The organism is Nitrosospira sp. NpAV (assembly GCF_000832065.1).
GTDB lineage: Bacteria > Pseudomonadota > Gammaproteobacteria > Burkholderiales > Nitrosomonadaceae > Nitrosospira.
In genome coordinates, this window is the sequence record NZ_JXQM01000001.1 from 79,272 (window position 1) to 95,627 (window position 16,356).

At 53.8% G+C, this 16,356-nt stretch carries 11 protein-coding genes; 5 read left to right on the forward strand and 6 right to left on the reverse strand.

Going from position 1 to position 16,356, the window contains the following annotated elements; translation table 11 throughout:
* Nucleotide 1: 1 nt before the first annotated feature.
* The 6 genes from sufD to SQ11_RS00360 all read right to left on the reverse strand — a co-directional run bounded on the left by sufD (nucleotide 2) and on the right by SQ11_RS00360 (nucleotide 5,757).
* Complete coding sequence (gene sufD, locus SQ11_RS00335) at nucleotides 2–1,306, reverse strand: Fe-S cluster assembly protein SufD (protein ID WP_041512452.1); 1,305 nt, start codon at nucleotides 1,304–1,306, stop codon at nucleotides 2–4.
* An 8-nt stretch (nucleotides 1,307–1,314) separates the two neighbouring features.
* Complete coding sequence (gene sufC / locus SQ11_RS00340; protein WP_041512150.1) at nucleotides 1,315–2,103, reverse strand: Fe-S cluster assembly ATPase SufC; 789 nt, start codon at nucleotides 2,101–2,103, stop codon at nucleotides 1,315–1,317.
* Complete coding sequence (sufB, locus tag SQ11_RS00345; RefSeq protein ID WP_041512151.1) at nucleotides 2,100–3,536, reverse strand: Fe-S cluster assembly protein SufB; 1,437 nt, start codon at nucleotides 3,534–3,536, stop codon at nucleotides 2,100–2,102. Before sufB ends, sufC begins: the two co-directional genes overlap by 4 nt.
* A 106-nt stretch (nucleotides 3,537–3,642) precedes the next feature.
* Entirely contained in the window at nucleotides 3,643–3,984 is a 342-nt protein-coding gene (locus tag SQ11_RS00350) for an iron-sulfur cluster assembly accessory protein (RefSeq protein WP_041512152.1), read from the reverse strand.
* A gap of 51 nt (nucleotides 3,985–4,035) precedes the next feature.
* Nucleotides 4,036–4,551: an Rrf2 family transcriptional regulator gene (locus SQ11_RS00355; RefSeq protein WP_041512153.1), complete on the reverse strand. Its 516-nt coding sequence runs from the start codon at nucleotides 4,549–4,551 to the stop codon at nucleotides 4,036–4,038.
* A gap of 588 nt (nucleotides 4,552–5,139) precedes the next feature.
* Complete coding sequence (locus tag SQ11_RS00360) at nucleotides 5,140–5,757, reverse strand: TetR family transcriptional regulator (RefSeq protein WP_041512154.1); 618 nt, start codon at nucleotides 5,755–5,757, stop codon at nucleotides 5,140–5,142.
* A gap of 141 nt (nucleotides 5,758–5,898) precedes the next feature.
* On the opposite strand from SQ11_RS00360, the gene SQ11_RS00365 reads away from it, so the two are divergent.
* The 5 genes from SQ11_RS00365 to SQ11_RS00385 all read left to right on the forward strand — a co-directional run bounded on the left by SQ11_RS00365 (nucleotide 5,899) and on the right by SQ11_RS00385 (nucleotide 16,332).
* Nucleotides 5,899–7,125 (forward strand): efflux RND transporter periplasmic adaptor subunit, encoded by a 1,227-nt coding sequence (locus SQ11_RS00365; protein WP_052493892.1) that lies wholly within the window; start codon nucleotides 5,899–5,901, stop codon nucleotides 7,123–7,125.
* An 11-nt stretch (nucleotides 7,126–7,136) separates the two neighbouring features.
* A complete protein-coding gene (locus tag SQ11_RS00370; protein ID WP_041512155.1) occupies nucleotides 7,137–10,253 on the forward strand; it encodes an efflux RND transporter permease subunit in 3,117 nt (1,038 codons plus the stop codon).
* Nucleotides 10,254–10,291: 38 nt separating this feature from the next.
* Entirely contained in the window at nucleotides 10,292–11,770 is a 1,479-nt protein-coding gene (locus SQ11_RS00375; RefSeq protein WP_232297836.1) for an efflux transporter outer membrane subunit, read from the forward strand.
* 150 nt (nucleotides 11,771–11,920) lie between these two features.
* Nucleotides 11,921–13,162, forward strand: a complete 1,242-nt coding sequence (locus SQ11_RS00380; RefSeq protein ID WP_041512156.1) for an efflux RND transporter periplasmic adaptor subunit — start codon at nucleotides 11,921–11,923, stop codon at nucleotides 13,160–13,162.
* Nucleotides 13,159–16,332: a multidrug efflux RND transporter permease subunit gene (locus SQ11_RS00385; RefSeq protein WP_041512157.1), complete on the forward strand. Its 3,174-nt coding sequence runs from the start codon at nucleotides 13,159–13,161 to the stop codon at nucleotides 16,330–16,332. The genes SQ11_RS00380 and SQ11_RS00385 overlap by 4 nt, the downstream gene beginning before the upstream one ends.
* Nucleotides 16,333–16,356 lie beyond the last annotated feature (24 nt).

Sequence of the window (16,356 nt, forward strand, 5' to 3'; positions counted from 1 at the left end):
TTCAGTTTCTCTGAGTTTGCTCGAGCACCGTCTGCTCAAGCCGGTGTTTCAGCGACGCAATCGATATGCGATCGATGATTTCGGCGCCAAACGCATATGTCAGCAAGTTGCGTGCCGTGATCTCGGAGAGCCCGCGGCTCTTGAGATAAAATACTTCCTCATTATCGAGTTGACCAACAGTTGCCCCGTGCGCGCACTTTACGTCATCCGCAAAAATTTCCAGCTGCGGCTTGGTATCCACGCGCGCTTTCGCATTCAGCAACAGGTTACGGCTCGACTGCGAGGAATCGGTACGCTGCGCATCCGGACGAACCACGATTTTACCGTTGAATACTGCATGCGCGGCACCATCCACGATGCATTTATGTGACTGGGTACTCGTACCATGAGGTTTCGCATGGTCGATGCAGGTATGCGTATCGGCAAGCTGCCGTCCGGTGATCAACGCCAGCCCGTCAATGGCGCACTCCGCTCCTTCGGCCGCAAGCAGCGTGTTCAGGTTGTAGCGCGAGATGCGTGCGCCAAGCGCGACACTGACTGATCGATAGCGGCTTGCATGCGCGAGAGACACCGCGCAATTCGCAATATGAAATGCCTCGTTACTGTCGCGCTGAACCCGGATATGGTCAACCTGGGCATTATCGGCAAGCGCGATCTCGGTCACCGCATTAGTTACGTAAGCATCTTCCTGTAAGGAAACATAGTCCTCGACGATCGTTACCGCGCTACCGGATTCGGCTATCAACAGGCAGCGCGGATGACTTGCCACCTCTTTTTGCGTCGCGATAAACAAAAGATGCACCGGTTTTTCGACCACTACGCTGCGAGGTACGAGAATCAGCGCTCCATCATGCAGGAATGCGGTATTGAGCGCGGCAAACACGTTGTCCTGAAACCCGGCGTAGCGGCCAAGATGCGGCTCTATCGCCGCTGCATGTGCCGCCACTGCCTCCGATAGATTCGTAACGACCAAGCCCACGTCCTTGGTGCCATGTGGCTGTCCTGACAACTGAGGCGCATATACGCCATCGACGAACACAAGCCGGATAGCCGCTTCCTCGAGATAAAATTTTTCGGCGTCGGCGATGCTCAACGACGATTCGGCACGCACCGGTTGGAACGACAGGTTGGACAGCGGCGAAATATCGGTAAAACGCCATTCCTCATCGCGCGTAGTGGGTACTTTCAGTGTACTGGCACGCTCGACGGCATCGGCCCGTAACTGATTAAGCCATGCCAGCGGGCTTGATGGCAATTGCGGCTGCCCTTGAAGCAGGCTTTCAAGATAGCTGCTACCGGTAACCATGCTCAGGCTCATACTCTGGCCGCGGTACGTTGCTCGACGCTGACCCAATCGTAACCACGCGTCTCGAGTTCCAGCGCAAGCTCTTTTCCACCCGTCTTGATGATACGGCCCGACTCCATCACGTGCACGTAGTCCGGCACGATATAGTTGAGCAGACGCTGATAATGCGTCACCAATATGGTTGCATTGTCCTTGTTCGTAAGCTGATTCACGCCATTGGTAACGCTCTTGAGCGCATCGATATCAAGGCCGGAGTCCGTCTCGTCGAGAATCGCCAGGCGGGGTTCAAGTAGCGCCATCTGTAATATCTCGTTTCTTTTCTTTTCTCCGCCGGAGAAACCTTCATTGACGCCACGATCGAGAAAATCCGGGTTCATTTCAAGCAACTTCATTTTCTCACGCACAAAATCCTCGAATTCGAGTGGATCAAGCTCCTCCTTGCCACGTTGCGCTTGCACGGTATTGTAAGCAAGGCGCAGAAAATGGCTGTTGGCAACGCCGGGTATCTCGATCGGGTACTGGAAGGCAAGGAATAAACCGGCACGCGCGCGTTCCTCAGGTTCGAGGTCGAACAAATTGCCACCTTCAAACGTCACCGAACCCCCGGTGACTTTATAAGCGTTATGACCGGCAAGCACCTTTGCCAAGGTGCTTTTACCTGAGCCATTCGTTCCCATGATTGCGTGGATTTCACCACTTCTAACCGTCAGATCAATGCCTTTGAGGATCTCGATGCCATTGACGGTCGCCCGCAATCCGCGTACCTCAAGCAGCGTTTTGCTGTCCTGATAAATCATCCGACACTCCCTTCGAGCTTGAAGCCGAGCAGTTTGGTCGCTTCGACCGCAAACTCCATCGGCAACTGTTGAAATACGTCCTTGCAGAATCCATTAATAATCATCGATACCGCCTCCTCGTTGCCGATACCGCGTTGCGCAAAATAGAACAATTGATCCTCGCCGATCTTTGACGTTGATGCTTCGTGCTCGACTTTGGCAGTATGATTACGAACCTGAATGTAGGGAAAAGTATTGGCGCTGCACTCGCCGCCGATCAGCATCGAGTCGCATTGTGAATAATTACGGGCTCCGGCAGCGGTGGGCGCAATTCTGACCAAGCCACGGTAGCTATTATTGGAATGACCGGCCGAAATACCCTTGCTGACGATGGTGCTGCGCGTGTTTTTTCCCAGATGAACCATCTTGGTGCCGGTATCGGCTTGCTGATAATTATTGGTGACCGCGACGGAATAGAACTCGCCGACCGAATTATCGCCCTGCAATACACAGGAAGGATACTTCCAGGTAATTGCCGAGCCCGTTTCAACCTGGGTCCAGGAAATGCGTGAATTGACTCCTTTGGCCAAGCCACGTTTGGTGACAAAATTGTAGATGCCGCCCAGGCCATTTTCGTCCCCAGCGTACCAGTTCTGTACCGTCGAGTACTTGATGTCGGCATTGTCGAGCGCCACCAGTTCGACGACCGCCGCATGCAATTGATTGGTATCAAACTTGGGCGCGGTGCAACCTTCCAGATAAGAAACTGATGCTCCCTCCTCGGCGATGATCAAGGTACGCTCGAACTGCCCCGACTCCTCCGTGTTGATACGAAAGTAGGTTGACAGATCCATCGGGCATTTGACGCCTTTGGGAAGAAAACAGAATGTGCCGTCGGTGAAGACCGCCGAATTGAGCGCGGCGTAGTAGTTGTCGCCCACCGGCACCACGGTGCCAAGGTATTGCTTCACCAGCTCCGGATGCATATGAACGGCTTCCGAAATCGAGCAGAAAATAATACCCACTTCGGCAAGCTTCTGCTTATATGTGGTTGCCACCGACACGCTGTCGAAAATTACATCGACGGCGACGCCGGCAAGCGCCGCGCGCTCATGCATCGGTACGCCAAGCTTCTCGAAAGTACGCAACAACTCAGGATCAACCTCGTCCATGCTGCTCAACTTCTTCTTCGGCTTGGGTGCGGAGTAGTAGCTGATTGCCTGAAAATCGATCTTCGGGTACTTAACGTTCGGCCACTTTGGCTCTTCCATCTTGAGCCATTGCTGATACGCCTTCAGCCGAAATTCGAGCAACCATTCGGGCTCATCCTTCTTGGCCGAAATCAGCTTGATGGTGTCCTCGCTAAGCCCCCGTGGCGCGATATCGGATTCGATATCGGTCACAAAACCGTGCTTATAGGGCTGGTTGACCAGATTTTGTAATACTGCGCTCATTAGACTGCTCCAATATCGTTTACGTCGAAGAAAATTCTTCGTATCCACCCGTTACTCGAAATTCTTTTGCATCCTTTTCGCCATCTTGGTGTCTTTTACCGACAGGCTAGACCTTGGCGGGTTCCTTCAGACTGAAGCTTTCGCCGCAACCGCACATATTATCGACATTAGGGTTGTCAAATCTGAATGAATCATTAAGACCCTCCTTGACGAAATCAATACGCGAGCCATCGAGAAACGGGAAACTGCCAGCATCCACCACCACGTTGGCGTTGCAAGATTCGAACATCCGATCATCCTCACGAACTTCGTCCGCATAATCAAATGTGTAGGCAAAACCAGAGCAGCCCACTTTCTTTATGCCGATGCGCAAGGCCAATCCCTTGCCGCGCTTCGCCAGCTGCTTCCGGATCTGTTTCGCGGCATTTTCAGTTAATGTTATCGCCATCACTATTCCCCGCATTCATGAATGATGATGATGATCGAAATAAATGTATGACTAAGCCGGATATACGGAACGCTCACGTTCGGGCATCACACCCCGTTCACGCTCGGGCACGACCTTACGCATATCCAGCATTTGCACCACGCCACTCTGTCTCGCTTGCCTCACTCTCTGATCATCAACCAGTTGTTTCAGCGTTATCGCGCCCAGGTGATCGAAAATCAGATCGTTAAGTTTTATCCACAAGTCATGTGTCATGCATTTTTTGTCATTGTGGCAATTTTCCTTTCCGCTGCATTGAGTCGAATCCATCGGCTCGTCCACTGCAAGGATAATCTCGGCAATCGATACTTGCGCCATGTCCTTGGCAAGGCAATAGCCACCACCCGGGCCGCGTACACTGTCGACAAGTGCACGTTGCCGCAGCTTGGCAAACAATTGTTCAAGGTAAGATAGCGAGATTTGTTGACGCTGGCTGATTTCAGCGAGTGTCACGGGATGCGTGCTACGCTGCATCGCAAGATCCAGCAATGCCGTTACCGCAAACCGTCCTTTGGTTGTTAGCCTCATGATAAGCTCCTCTCCTCTTTACTCTCGTAAATTCAATCAATAGAGATATTAAATACAATCGGTTCAGCCAGTACCTCGTAGTACCTTCATCAATACACGACTGATTTGGTCAACTATAAGATACTTGATTGATTTAGTCAACTATCTCTACCGGAAAAATAATGAACGCCGATGCTTTGTTCGTCCGGATTTGGAACGCTAAGTTCAGCTGTGGTTATTGAAAACAGGATGGGGTAGCAGGGCAGTCATCTGGCGGCGAAGACTCCACCTGACCGCGGACGTCACGCATGACTAAATCAAGAAACTGAGTATGAAAGCTGAAACAAGCACGCAGAGCGGCTACGTGATCATCCAATTTTTGGTATCCACAGCGCATAGTTAATCAGATCAAGAACACCATTCTAGTTTATCTTTCTCGTCCGACTCATTGATGAGGGAAGTGGCGCCGACCGTGGTGTCAAGGCTGCAGTGCGGCTCGGCAATGACTTCATCGCATCTATGGGGGATCGAGGACAGTTTCAATTTGAACCGGGGGATTTTTCTTTAACGCAACCTGGCCATCATCCGCGACCCGACGAGATAACCCGTCTAGCGGCGGCGGAGTCTCATATGAGATTTGACCAGTTCTATTGCCTGGTAGCGGAATCGATTGCCGTCCGTATCTTTTACCCACATATGCAGCAGGCCGATAAAAAATAGATGCGTATCCGTCGCTAATTGAGAGGGGTCATGGGAAGCATGTAATTGCTCGCGAGCCCTGGCGCGCTCATATACCAGTTTAAGCTTTTCCTCGATACCGGAGCAGTTTGATAAAATCTGCTGCAACACGGTAGCAAATTCGTCCACATACTCACACTTGATCATCATGATTTCGTAAATCTGCCGTGTCTCGATACTGTCCATCAAAACCTGGATTGTGCCGCACAAAAAATTTTCTATGCACGCAAGCGGATCTTCAGAGCGTTCCACCAGCAAGGTATCATCCATGCGATCAATCAAGGGCAAAAATACCTGTTCGCGCATCGCCTGAAATAGGGCGATTTTATTGCTGAAGTGCCAGTAGATGGCCCCCCGCGTAACACCGGCCTGAATGGCAATATGCTCCATCGTGGTGCGACTGACACCGCGCGTCAGAAATACTTCCCGTGCCGCCTGAATAAGATGCTGCCGGGTTAATTCCGCATTCTCCTTGGTTTTTCGAACCATCTATGTGGGGTCCTTGCTAATTTTTCTATTTACACTAAGAGATTTTTGTATATAATTTACATACAACCACGAATGTATGCAAGTTATTTCGTTTAACCGCATAATTTTAAGCTGTTTCGTTTATCCGGCATGGAGTTAAAAATGGCAGCCGCCAGCTATTATAAGAATAAATTTCGTACTTCGTTAACGGCAATGCATTCAAAATTGATCATTACGCTGGTAATGGGCATTGCATTGAGCGCATGCGGGAAAAACGACCAGGCGGCCAATCAGCCCCCTGCCGGAATGGCGCTTCCTGTCAGCGTAATCGAAGTACAACCTGCCAGCGTGCCGATCGCTGCCGAAGCCGTTGCGCAAACCGAAGGGGCCAAGGAAGTCGAAATACGGCCGCGTGTCGGCGGCATCCTGCTCAAACGTCTGTACGAAGAAGGCAACGCGGTAAAAGCTGGCCAGCCGATGTTTCAGATTGATCCCGTGCCGTATCAAAATGCGCTGGCGCAGGCGAGAGCGCAGCTCGCTGAGCAGAAAGCCCGTATCAAACAAGCCGAACGGGAAGAAAACCGTTTGCGCGAACTGCTCGATACGCAAGCTATCAGCCAGCGTGAATACGACAATGCCGTCTCTGACAGTGCAATCGTGAGCGCCGCTCTGCAGCATGCCGAGGCACGCGTACGTGATGCCGAGCTCAATCTTTCCTATACCACGGTGACAGCGCCGGTAAACGGCATATCGGGCCGCTTCCAATTCTCCGAAGGGGCACTGGTGGAAGCCAACGCCAGCCTGTTGACCACGCTAGTCCAAGTATCACCCATATGGGTACGCTTCAGTCTTTCCGATAGCGAACTGGCGCAGCTTGGCGGACCCCTTACCGAGCAGAGGGTGAAACAGGTCACATTGGTATTACCCGACGGTACGGAGTACGAAAGGAAAGGGGAATTGAATTTCGCCGCCAGCCGCATCGATCCATCACTGGGCACGCAACAACTGCGCGCCACGTTTGAGAACCCGGACCAGCGTCTACTTCCTGGACAGTTTGTTCGCGCACGTGTCATCACTGGCGAGCGCGATGGAGTTTTTCTCGTACCCCAGGTTGCGGTGCAAACATCTGATCTGGGCAAAAGTGTATATGTCATCAACGAAAAAAATGAAGCTACGATACGGCCAGTGGAGACGGGTCACTGGATAGGCAAGGATTGGGTGATTCTGGAAGGGCTGAAAGCAGGCGATAAAGTCATCGTCGATAACATCATCAAGCTCCGTCCGGGCACGCTTGTATCAACTCATGCACCGGGAGGGGCGCCCACGGCGCCTTTGGTTGAAGCTCCCGTCAAGTCCCCTGCCCAGTCCGACCCCGATAAACAGACGTAAGCGGGAATCTCATGACCCGATTCTTTATTACGCGGCCCATTTTTGCATCGGTATTGTCCATCATCATCGTGCTGGCAGGGCTGGCGGCCGCGATGCAACTGCCCATTGCACAGTATCCGCAAATTGCGCCTCCTACCGTGTTGATAACCGCGACCTTTCCTGGCGCAAGTGCCGAAACCTTGTCTAAAACGGTTGCCGCACCGATTGAAGAACAGTTGAGCGGCGTCGATAACCTGCTGTATTTCAGTTCCAGCGCCGACTCCAGCGGTACGCTCACCATTACCGCAACTTTCGAGGTCGGCACGGATATCGACCAGGCGACTTTCAACACCAGCAATCGCGTCAATATCGCTTTGCCGCGCTTGCCCGATGAGGTCCGGCGAACAGGCCTGAAAATAGAGAAACGGTCCAATGACATCCTTCTGGTGTTCATGCTGATCTCGAAGGAGAAGGGAAAGTACGACCCGCTGTATCTCAGTAATTACGCCACGCTCAACATTCTGGATGAGCTCAAACGCACTCAAGGTGTGGGTGACGCAATGGTATTCGGCGGTCAGGACTATTCCATGCGCATCTGGCTGCGCCCTGATCGCATGGCGCAACTCGGCGTGACCACCACGGATGTCGCTGCGGCTATCAGGTCACAAAATGCACAGTATGCTGCGGGCAAGATAGGCCAGGAACCGGCGCCGGCAGATCAGCAACTGGTTTATACCGTTAACGCCAAGGGCCGGTTGCTGGAACCCGAACAATTCGGCAATATCATCTTGCGGGCTGATGGCCCCCGCGGGGTTCTCTATCTCAAGGATGTCGCCCGGATCGAACTCGGCGCACTCAGCTACGACGTGCGCACGGCGCTGAATGGTCAACCCGGCGCGGGTATCCCCATCTTTCTGCAGCCCGGCGCAAACGCCCTGGATACCGCGAACGCGCTCGTGGCCAAAATGGATGAGCTGAAACAATATTTCCCGGAAGGAATGGATTATGTCATCCCTTACGATACCAGCAAATTTGTTAAAGCCTCCATGTGGGAAGTCGTCAAAACGCTCGGCGAGGCAATGATCCTGGTTGTTCTGGTTGTGTATATCTTCCTGCAAAGCTGGCGTGCCACGCTGATCCCCATCATCGCCGTACCCATTTCCCTGGTTGGCACCTTTGCCGGTTTGTGGCTGTTCGGCTTCTCCATCAATACGCTCACGTTATTTGCCATGGTGCTGTCTATCGGGATCGTGGTGGATGACGCCATTGTCGTCCTGGAAAACATCGAGCGTTTGATGGACGAAGAAAAACTTTCGCCGATGAAAGCCGCTATCCGGTCCATGGAGCAGGTCGCACGCGCCGTCGTGGCTATTGTATTGGTGCTGTGCGCGGTGTTTGTACCTGTGGCTTTTATGGGGGGCATTGCCGGCGAACTATATCGCCAGTTTGCAGTGACAGTCGCGGTTGCGGTCACCATATCCGGTGTGGTGGCGTTGACGCTCACGCCCGCATTATGCGCCATCCTGCTGAAACATACGCATGGGGACTCCGCATTCTTTCGCACCTTTAACAATGGCTTCAGCCGCCTGACCAATTTCTACATCCATATGGTCAGCACGACCTTGAAACACAAAATCATCGGAACATTCGTTTTCACGGGTATCATCGCCGTTGCAATCTACCTGATTAAAACAGTTCCCGACAGTTTTGTGCCGCCTGAAGATCAGGGCTATGTAGTGACCGCAACAATTTTGCCGGACGGTGCTACACTAGCTCGCACAACCAAAACCGCTGAAGCGGTGCGCGCCGCTATCGCGGAAGACCCGGCGGTTGCTCACCAATTTGTGGTCAACGGTTTTGATCTTATCGGCGGAGGAAATAAAACGAGTTCAGCAACCATGTTCGTTGCGTTTAAGGACTGGTCAGAGCGCACCACTACAGCCGAGGATATTGTCAACAAGTTATCCGGTATCGGCATGCAGCAGCCGGATGGCATAGCGATAGCGTTTAACCCGCCGGCTATTCGTGGCCTGGGTACCGCCGGCGGCTTTGAGGTCTATGTGCAAAGCCGGGGTGGTTCGGATCCTGTGCGCTTGGCGGGCGTCGTGAACAACTTCATTGACGCGCTCCACCAGGAGCCTCGCCTCGCTGGAATCGCCACCTTTTTCAGACCCACGGTACCTCAATTCTTTATTGAAGTGGATGAAGCCAAGGCAATCTCGCAAGGAGTGTCGATTGCGGACCTGTACGCCACCCTGCAAAGCACTATGGGTTCGCTCTATATCAATGATTTTAATAAGTCCGGGCGAACTTATCGCGTGCAATTGCAGGCCGAACCCCAATATCGCATGAAACCGGAAGATCTCGGCAGAGTATACGTGCGGTCCCAATCCGGAGAGATGGTGCCTATGTCGGCACTCAGCAAAATCAGCACCATTGTGGGTGCGGAGCAACTGGAACGATACAACGGTCTGCTTTCCGCCAAGGTAATGGGAAGCGGTGCACCGGGTGTAAGCTCAGGTGACGCCATCAAACTGGTGGAAGAAATTGCGGCAAAAAATTTGCCGGATAATTATCAGATTGCCTGGACAGCGCAGGCTTATCAGGAAAAACGTACCGGTTCGGCCGCGATCCTTGCTTTCAGCTTCGCCATCATCATGGTGTTCCTCATCCTGGCCGCACAGTTCGAAACCTGGGCCCTGCCGCTTGCCGTTATCATGGCGGTGCCATTTGCCCTGGCGGGTGCACTGCTCGCGGTTTTAATTCGCGGGATGCCCAATGATATCTACTTTCAGGTGGGCCTGATCACCCTGATAGGGCTGGCGGCCAAGAATGCCATCCTGATTGTGGAGTTTGCCAGCCAGAAAATGAAGGAAGGGATGCCGGTGGCGCAAGCCGCGATTGAAGCCGCGCGTTTGCGTTTTCGCCCGATTGTCATGACATCCATGGCCTTCGTGCTGGGAATCGTGCCGCTGGTAATCGCGACGGGAGCGGGAGCCGCTGCCCGCCGTTCCATGGGTACCGGTGTGTTTGGCGGAATGATGCTTGCCACCTTTGTCGCCACCATATTCATTCCATTGTTCTTTACCTGGCTTACGGGTAAGAAAACGGAGAAGCGGGTGGAAGATGCGCAGGCAGAAATGACATGACGCCACATCCAAGATTACTCCATCCAGCAGCGGCTAGCTTGGTCAGCGACATTAAATCGATCGTTGCGGTCGCCGCGTCTTCCGCTACACTCAAATTAACAGTGGCGATTCTTTCATTGAAGAAAGGATATCCCCGGCAGATTCGTATACTGCTGTTACTTCCAAGCCTTCTGCTGGGAGCCTGCGCCATGGGACCCGACTATTTCCGGCCCCCTATCGACACCGCGGAAAAGTTTCGCATGGCACAGACAGAAGGGCAATCCATCGCCAATCTTCCCTGGTGGGAGCTTCTTCACGACGAAACGCTTCAACGGCTCATCAATCAGGCCTTACTCGAGAATAAGGATCTTCAGCAGGCGGTGGCAAGCATTGAAGAGCTTCAGGCCCGCCTGAATATAGCGCGCATGGATTTTCTTCCCAAGATGGAAGTGAATGCCAATGCCCCGGCGTTCGGCACCATGGGTGGATTTCTTCGTCCGGGATTTCCGACACCGTATAATTATTTCGGACAGACAACCCTGAACTGGGAACTGGATGTCTGGGGCAGGCTCCGCCGTTCCAATGAAGCAGCCCGCGCCGACTTGATAGCGCGCGAGGAGAATCGCCGGGCAATCGTGCTTACACTGGTAAGTTCGGTGGCACAGTCCTATTTCGACCTTTTGCAATTTGACATGCAGCTCGATATTGCCCGGCGCGCCCTGTCATCGTGGGAAGAATCTGTGGCCATTTCCCAGGCCCAATTGCGGGGAGGCGTGATTTCCCGGCTCGATCTGGACCAGTTTGAAGCGGAGCGCGCCAACGCCGCTACCAGAGTGGCGGAACTTGAACGGCAGATGGTTCAGAAGGAAAATGAGCTGAGTGTATTGCTGGGGAGAAATCCGGTGCCAATCGAGCGCGGCCAAGTGCTGACAGATCAGTTGATGCCCCCGGAAGTACCGGCTGGCTTGCCTTCCGAATTGTTGCAGCGGCGTCCCGATATTCTCCAGGCGGAACAAACGCTGGCTGCGGCGACCGCCCGAATCGGAGTGGCCAAAGCGGCGCGATTCCCCAAAATTTCGATCACCGGTTTTCTCGGGGTTGCCAGCCCCGCCCTGTCCAATCTGTTGCTCTCGGGAAGCGAGTTTGGGGCGGGGGGGCTCGGGCTGGCTGGGCCCTTACTGAATGCGCAAAGCCTGGGTTTCGAACAGCGGGCCGCGGAAGCCCAGGCGAGGCAGGTATTGGCACAATACGAGCAAACCATCCTCGTGGCATTCAGGGAGGTGGAAGACGCGCTGGTGGCTATTCGCACAGTCAATGACCAGCGCACGGCACAGCAGGAACAGGTCGAAGCGCTGCGCTCAGCTTTGCGTGTAGCTGATCTTCGCTACAAGGGAGGCATTACAAGCTATGTGGATGTACTCCTTGCCAAACGCGCCCTGTTCGATGCCGAATTTGCCCTCACGGCCACGCGCCGCTTTCATATGGTATCCGTTGTTCAGCTCTACAAAGCGCTAGGCGGGGGATGGTCGCCGGGATAACGATCGATGCCGCGTCACGGGCATCGAATTGAAGTTTCTTTGGATTTCCACCGAGATCTGATCTTCCGGAAACCGAAATTTCCGATAACATCCTGATTGCTGCATCTTCATCAGATTCTTTTTTTCAGGATAATCCAAGACCCAGGACATATGAACTCGACAATCCAATGGTTGATAAGGCGAGTCATCCTGAACAGGACTGGCATTATTCGTATGAATGCCGGGCTATTCCTGATTCTGCTTGCCGGCTGCTCAGAGAAGGCGCCTGCTCCCCCTCCGCCCACTCCGCAAGTGGAAATCATTACCGTGACCACTCAAACAGTCCCGGATGAACCGGAGTTTATCGGGCAAACGGAAGCCTTTCGCCCGGTGGAAATTCGACCGCAAGTGACCGGGATCATCAAAAAAGTCTTTTTTACCGAAGGCCGAAATGTCAAAAAGGATGATCAGTTATACCTGATCGATCCGGTGCCATTCCAGGCCCTTTATCTCAGTGGCAAAGCGAGAGTGGCTCAGGCTCAGGCCCGGCTGGTCCAGATGGAACAGGATCTGGCCCGTGTAAAACCCCTTCTCGAGCAACAAGCTGTCAGCAAAAAAAACGTCGACGATGCCGTGGCGGGAACGCTGGAAGCCAAAGCTGCGCTGGAGGCTGCCCAAAGCGACCTGATAAAAGCGAAATTTGATCTCGACAACACACTGATCACCGCGCCCGTGAGCGGCCGCGTCGGCCGCAGCCATTTCTACGAAGGACGATTGGTTTCCGCTCAGACGACGCTTCTGACCACCATCGATCAACTGGACCCCATGTATGTAAATGTGAGCGTTCCGGAAAGCTATCTCCTCCGGCGGCGCCGCGAACTCGCTGAACATAAAGTGCAGCGGCCGGATATTTTTCAATTACGCGGCGTAATGACCTTTTCGGATGGGAGTGTGTATCCGGGGGAAGGGATATTGGATTTTGCGGATGTTACCTTGCGGTCCGAGACGGGTATGCTGCAAGCGCGGTTTATGTTTCCCAACCCGGAAGGGGGATTTTCTCCCGGGCAATCCTATTTTTACCCTGGACAGTTCGTCAAGATTCGCCTCAAGGGTTACATCCGTACCGGCGCCATGCTTATCCCGCAGCGTGCGGTTCAGCAGGGACCCAAAGGATCGTTTGTTTATGTGATCGATGCGGAAGACAAAGCGGAACTGCGCCCGATCCAGGCTAGTACATGGCATGGGAATGAATGGCTGATCGAAAAAGGTCTACATCCAGGGGAACGGGTGGTGGTGGAAGGTTTTCATCGCGTGCGGCCAGGCGTCCAAGTAAGCGTAATTCCATACCGGAATGGAGAGAATGCTTCGAATGACCATTCCGAAGGACAAGAAGCTACGCAAAAGACCCCATGACTCCCCATTTTTTTATCGATCGTCCAATTTTTGCGTCGGTTCTGTCCATCATTATTGTGGTGGTCGGCCTGGTCGCGTTAAAGACGCTGCCCATTGCCCAGTTTCCGCAAATCACGCCGCCCATGGTGCAGATCGACGCGGACTATCCCGGTGCCAGCGCGGAAGTTGTCGCGGAGGCTGTGGCGCGTCCGATCGAGGTACAGCTTCCCGGTATCGATAATCTTCTGTACTACGATTCCACCAGCACGAATGATGGGCATATGACAATGAGGCTCACGTTCGAAATCGGGACTGACGTGGATATCGCGCAAGTCCAGACACAGAACCGGCAGCGACTTGCCGAACCGCAATTGCCTGATGAAGTCGTTCGCCAGGGCGTAACCGTTAAAAAGACGTCGCCGGATCTGCTGGCAGTCATCGCGCTGAGCTCAACCGATCCCAGGCATGACACTGTTTTTCTCTCAAATTATGCCCTGCTCCGCATTCTCGATAACGTCAAACGGCTTCCTGGTGTCGGGGATGCGACTATCTTTGGCGGCCAGAACTATTCCATGCGGTTAATTCTCGATCCTGTCCGGATGGCGCAACTCGATCTCACGCCCACTGAGGTCGCGGCAGTTGTCCGGGAACAGAATCGGGATTTCCCGGCTGGAAGGATAGGCCGTGAACCCACATCTCAAGGCACAGAACTCACCATCCCGGTCATCACGCGCGGACGCATGAGCGAGGTAAACGAATTTGAAGACATGATCGTGCGGGCCTACCCCGATGGTTCCATGGTGCGGCTGCGGGATATCGCGCGGGTGGAACTGGGCGCTCAATCCTATGACCTTGAAGGGCGGTGGAACGGCAAGCCCAACACGTTTCTCTTGACCTTTCTCGCGCCCGGAGCCAATGCGCTCGATACCGTCCAGCGGGTCCGTGAGGAGATGGATAAACTTTCCAAGAGTTTTCCGGTGGGGGTGTCCTATGATATTCCCTACGACACCACCACGTTCATTGACGTTTCCATCAAGGAGGTCGTAAAGACGCTTGTTGAAGCGACGCTCCTGGTCATCCTGGTCGTCTTTATTTTTTTGCAGAGCTGGCGCGCGACGCTCATTCCGGCCATCGCTGTCCCTATTTCGCTCATTGGAACCCTTGCCGGTATGGCGGCGCTGGGATTTTCAATCAATACCCTGACCCTGTTCGGCATGGTGCTGGCTATCGGCATCGTGGTGGATGATGCGATCGTGGTGGTGGAGAATGTCGAGCGGCACATGACACAAGGGGGTCTATCGCCCAAGGATGCCGCTAAAAAGGCGATGGACGAAGTGACCGGGCCAGTTATTGCGATTGTCCTGGTGCTGGCTGCCGTGTTTGTGCCGGTCGCCTTTCTGGGAGGAATCACCGGCGAGCTGTACAAGCAGTTCGCGATTACCATCGCCCTGTCGGTAGCCATTTCCGGGTTCGTGGCACTGACCCTGAGCCCTGCCCTCTGCGCCCTGGTTCTCAAGCCAAGCCACAGCCAGCCCAGGGGAGTCTGGAAAACCTTCAACCGGTCGTTTGACTGGATGCAGACGCACTACACCGGGGTTGTTGGAGTCATCCTGAAACGATCGGTGATAGCTCTGGTAGTCTTCGGGACGCTGATAGCGGTCATCTTCGGCCTATTCAGAACCATCCCGGGCAGTTTCCTTCCGGAAGAAGATCAGGGCTATTTTATCACCATCGTCCAACTGCCGGATGGCGCCTCCAAGACACGGACAATAGAGGTTCTGAGTAAAATCGAGAGTTATTTCCAGTCGGTTCCGGCCGTTCACTCGACAGATACGCTGGCCGGACAGAATTTTGTTTTCGGGACGCGCGGAACAAATCAGGCGACGATGTTCGTCCCGCTGCATCATTGGGATACACGCAGGAATGCTGAAGAGCAGGTTCCCGGCCTTATTGCGGCGGCTTTTCAGGAATTTGCCAAGATTCCCGAAGCTTTGATCCTGGCCTTCAATGCGCCCTCGATCCGGGGTCTTGGTTCCACGGGAGGCTTTTCCCTGCAATTGCAAGACCCCAGCGGGGGCGATTTTGCCGAATTTGCCGCCGTTGCGCAGGAATTTGTAGCCAAGGCAATGGAACATCCGGCGATTGCGGCTGCCAGCACGAATTTTCGGGTGAGCGCACCCCGCCTCTATGCGCAGGTGGACCGGGAGCGGGCAAAAGCGCTGGGCGTGCCCATTTCCGAGGTCTTTGATACCATGCAAGCTTATTTCGGGAATCTATACATCAACGATTTCGTAAAATTCGGCCGTATTTATCGCGTGCAAACGGAAGCGCTGCCGGAATATCGGTCCAATCCGAACGATATCAGCAAGGTCTACGTGCGCGCCCAGAATAACGAGGGACGCACCATGATTCCTCTGGACTCGGTCGTCACCACCGAATTTACCAGCGGCCCGGATCCGGTCACGCATTTCAACGGATTCAACACCGCACTGGTGCTGGGAGGCGCCGCGCCGGGATACAGCTCAGGCCAAGCCCTTGCGGCGCTGGAGCAGGTAGCCGATGAAGTCCTGACGCCCCGGGGTTATGCGATCGATTGGAGCGGGATATCGTTCCAGGAGCATAAAGCGGGAGGACAATCCGTCCTGGTATTCGCCTTCGCCCTACTTATGGTCTTTCTCGTTCTGGCCGCTTTGTACGAAAGCTGGTCCATTCCGCTGGCGGTCATTCTCGCCATACCCTTTGGAATTTTGGGCGCGTTGCTAGCCATCTGGACGCGGGGCCTGACCAATGATATCTATTTTCAGATCGGATTGGTGACACTGATCGGTCTGGCCGCAAAAAATGCCATCCTGATCGTCGAGTTTGCCAATCAACGATACGTAGCGGGCTTATCACTGACTGACGCCGCACTCGAAGCGGCACGCCTCCGTTTCCGGCCTATCATCATGACTTCCCTGGCCTTTATTCTCGGTGTATTTCCCCTCGTGATAGCGTCCGGAGCCGGCGCGGCCAGCCGGAATTCCATTGGGACGGGCGTATTCGGGGGCATGTTGGCTGCCACGTTTCTGGCTATCTTTTTCGTGCCGCTTTTTTTTGTAATGATTGGGAAAATCACGCACCGAGGTAAGCATGCGACGGCTGAAACTCAGCGAACTGCAACTGATGATTCCTCCTCAGCCAAAGAAGAATAATAAATGTGGACCCAACAGGAACGG

Coding starts and splice junctions, on each gene's coding strand:
- SQ11_RS00360 (WP_041512154.1), bottom strand. CDS start 5,757: ATGGTTCGAAAAACCAAGGAGAATGCGGAATTAACCCGGCAGCATCTT.
- sufB (WP_041512151.1), bottom strand. CDS start 3,536: ATGAGCGCAGTATTACAAAATCTGGTCAACCAGCCCTATAAGCACGGT.
- SQ11_RS00385 (WP_041512157.1), top strand. CDS start 13,159: ATGACTCCCCATTTTTTTATCGATCGTCCAATTTTTGCGTCGGTTCTG.
- SQ11_RS00370 (WP_041512155.1), top strand. CDS start 7,137: ATGACCCGATTCTTTATTACGCGGCCCATTTTTGCATCGGTATTGTCC.
- SQ11_RS00365 (WP_052493892.1), top strand. CDS start 5,899: ATGGCAGCCGCCAGCTATTATAAGAATAAATTTCGTACTTCGTTAACG.
- sufD (WP_041512452.1), bottom strand. CDS start 1,306: ATGGTTACCGGTAGCAGCTATCTTGAAAGCCTGCTTCAAGGGCAGCCG.
- SQ11_RS00355 (WP_041512153.1), bottom strand. CDS start 4,551: ATGAGGCTAACAACCAAAGGACGGTTTGCGGTAACGGCATTGCTGGAT.
- SQ11_RS00350 (WP_041512152.1), bottom strand. CDS start 3,984: ATGGCGATAACATTAACTGAAAATGCCGCGAAACAGATCCGGAAGCAG.
- SQ11_RS00380 (WP_041512156.1), top strand. CDS start 11,921: ATGAACTCGACAATCCAATGGTTGATAAGGCGAGTCATCCTGAACAGG.
- sufC (WP_041512150.1), bottom strand. CDS start 2,103: ATGATTTATCAGGACAGCAAAACGCTGCTTGAGGTACGCGGATTGCGG.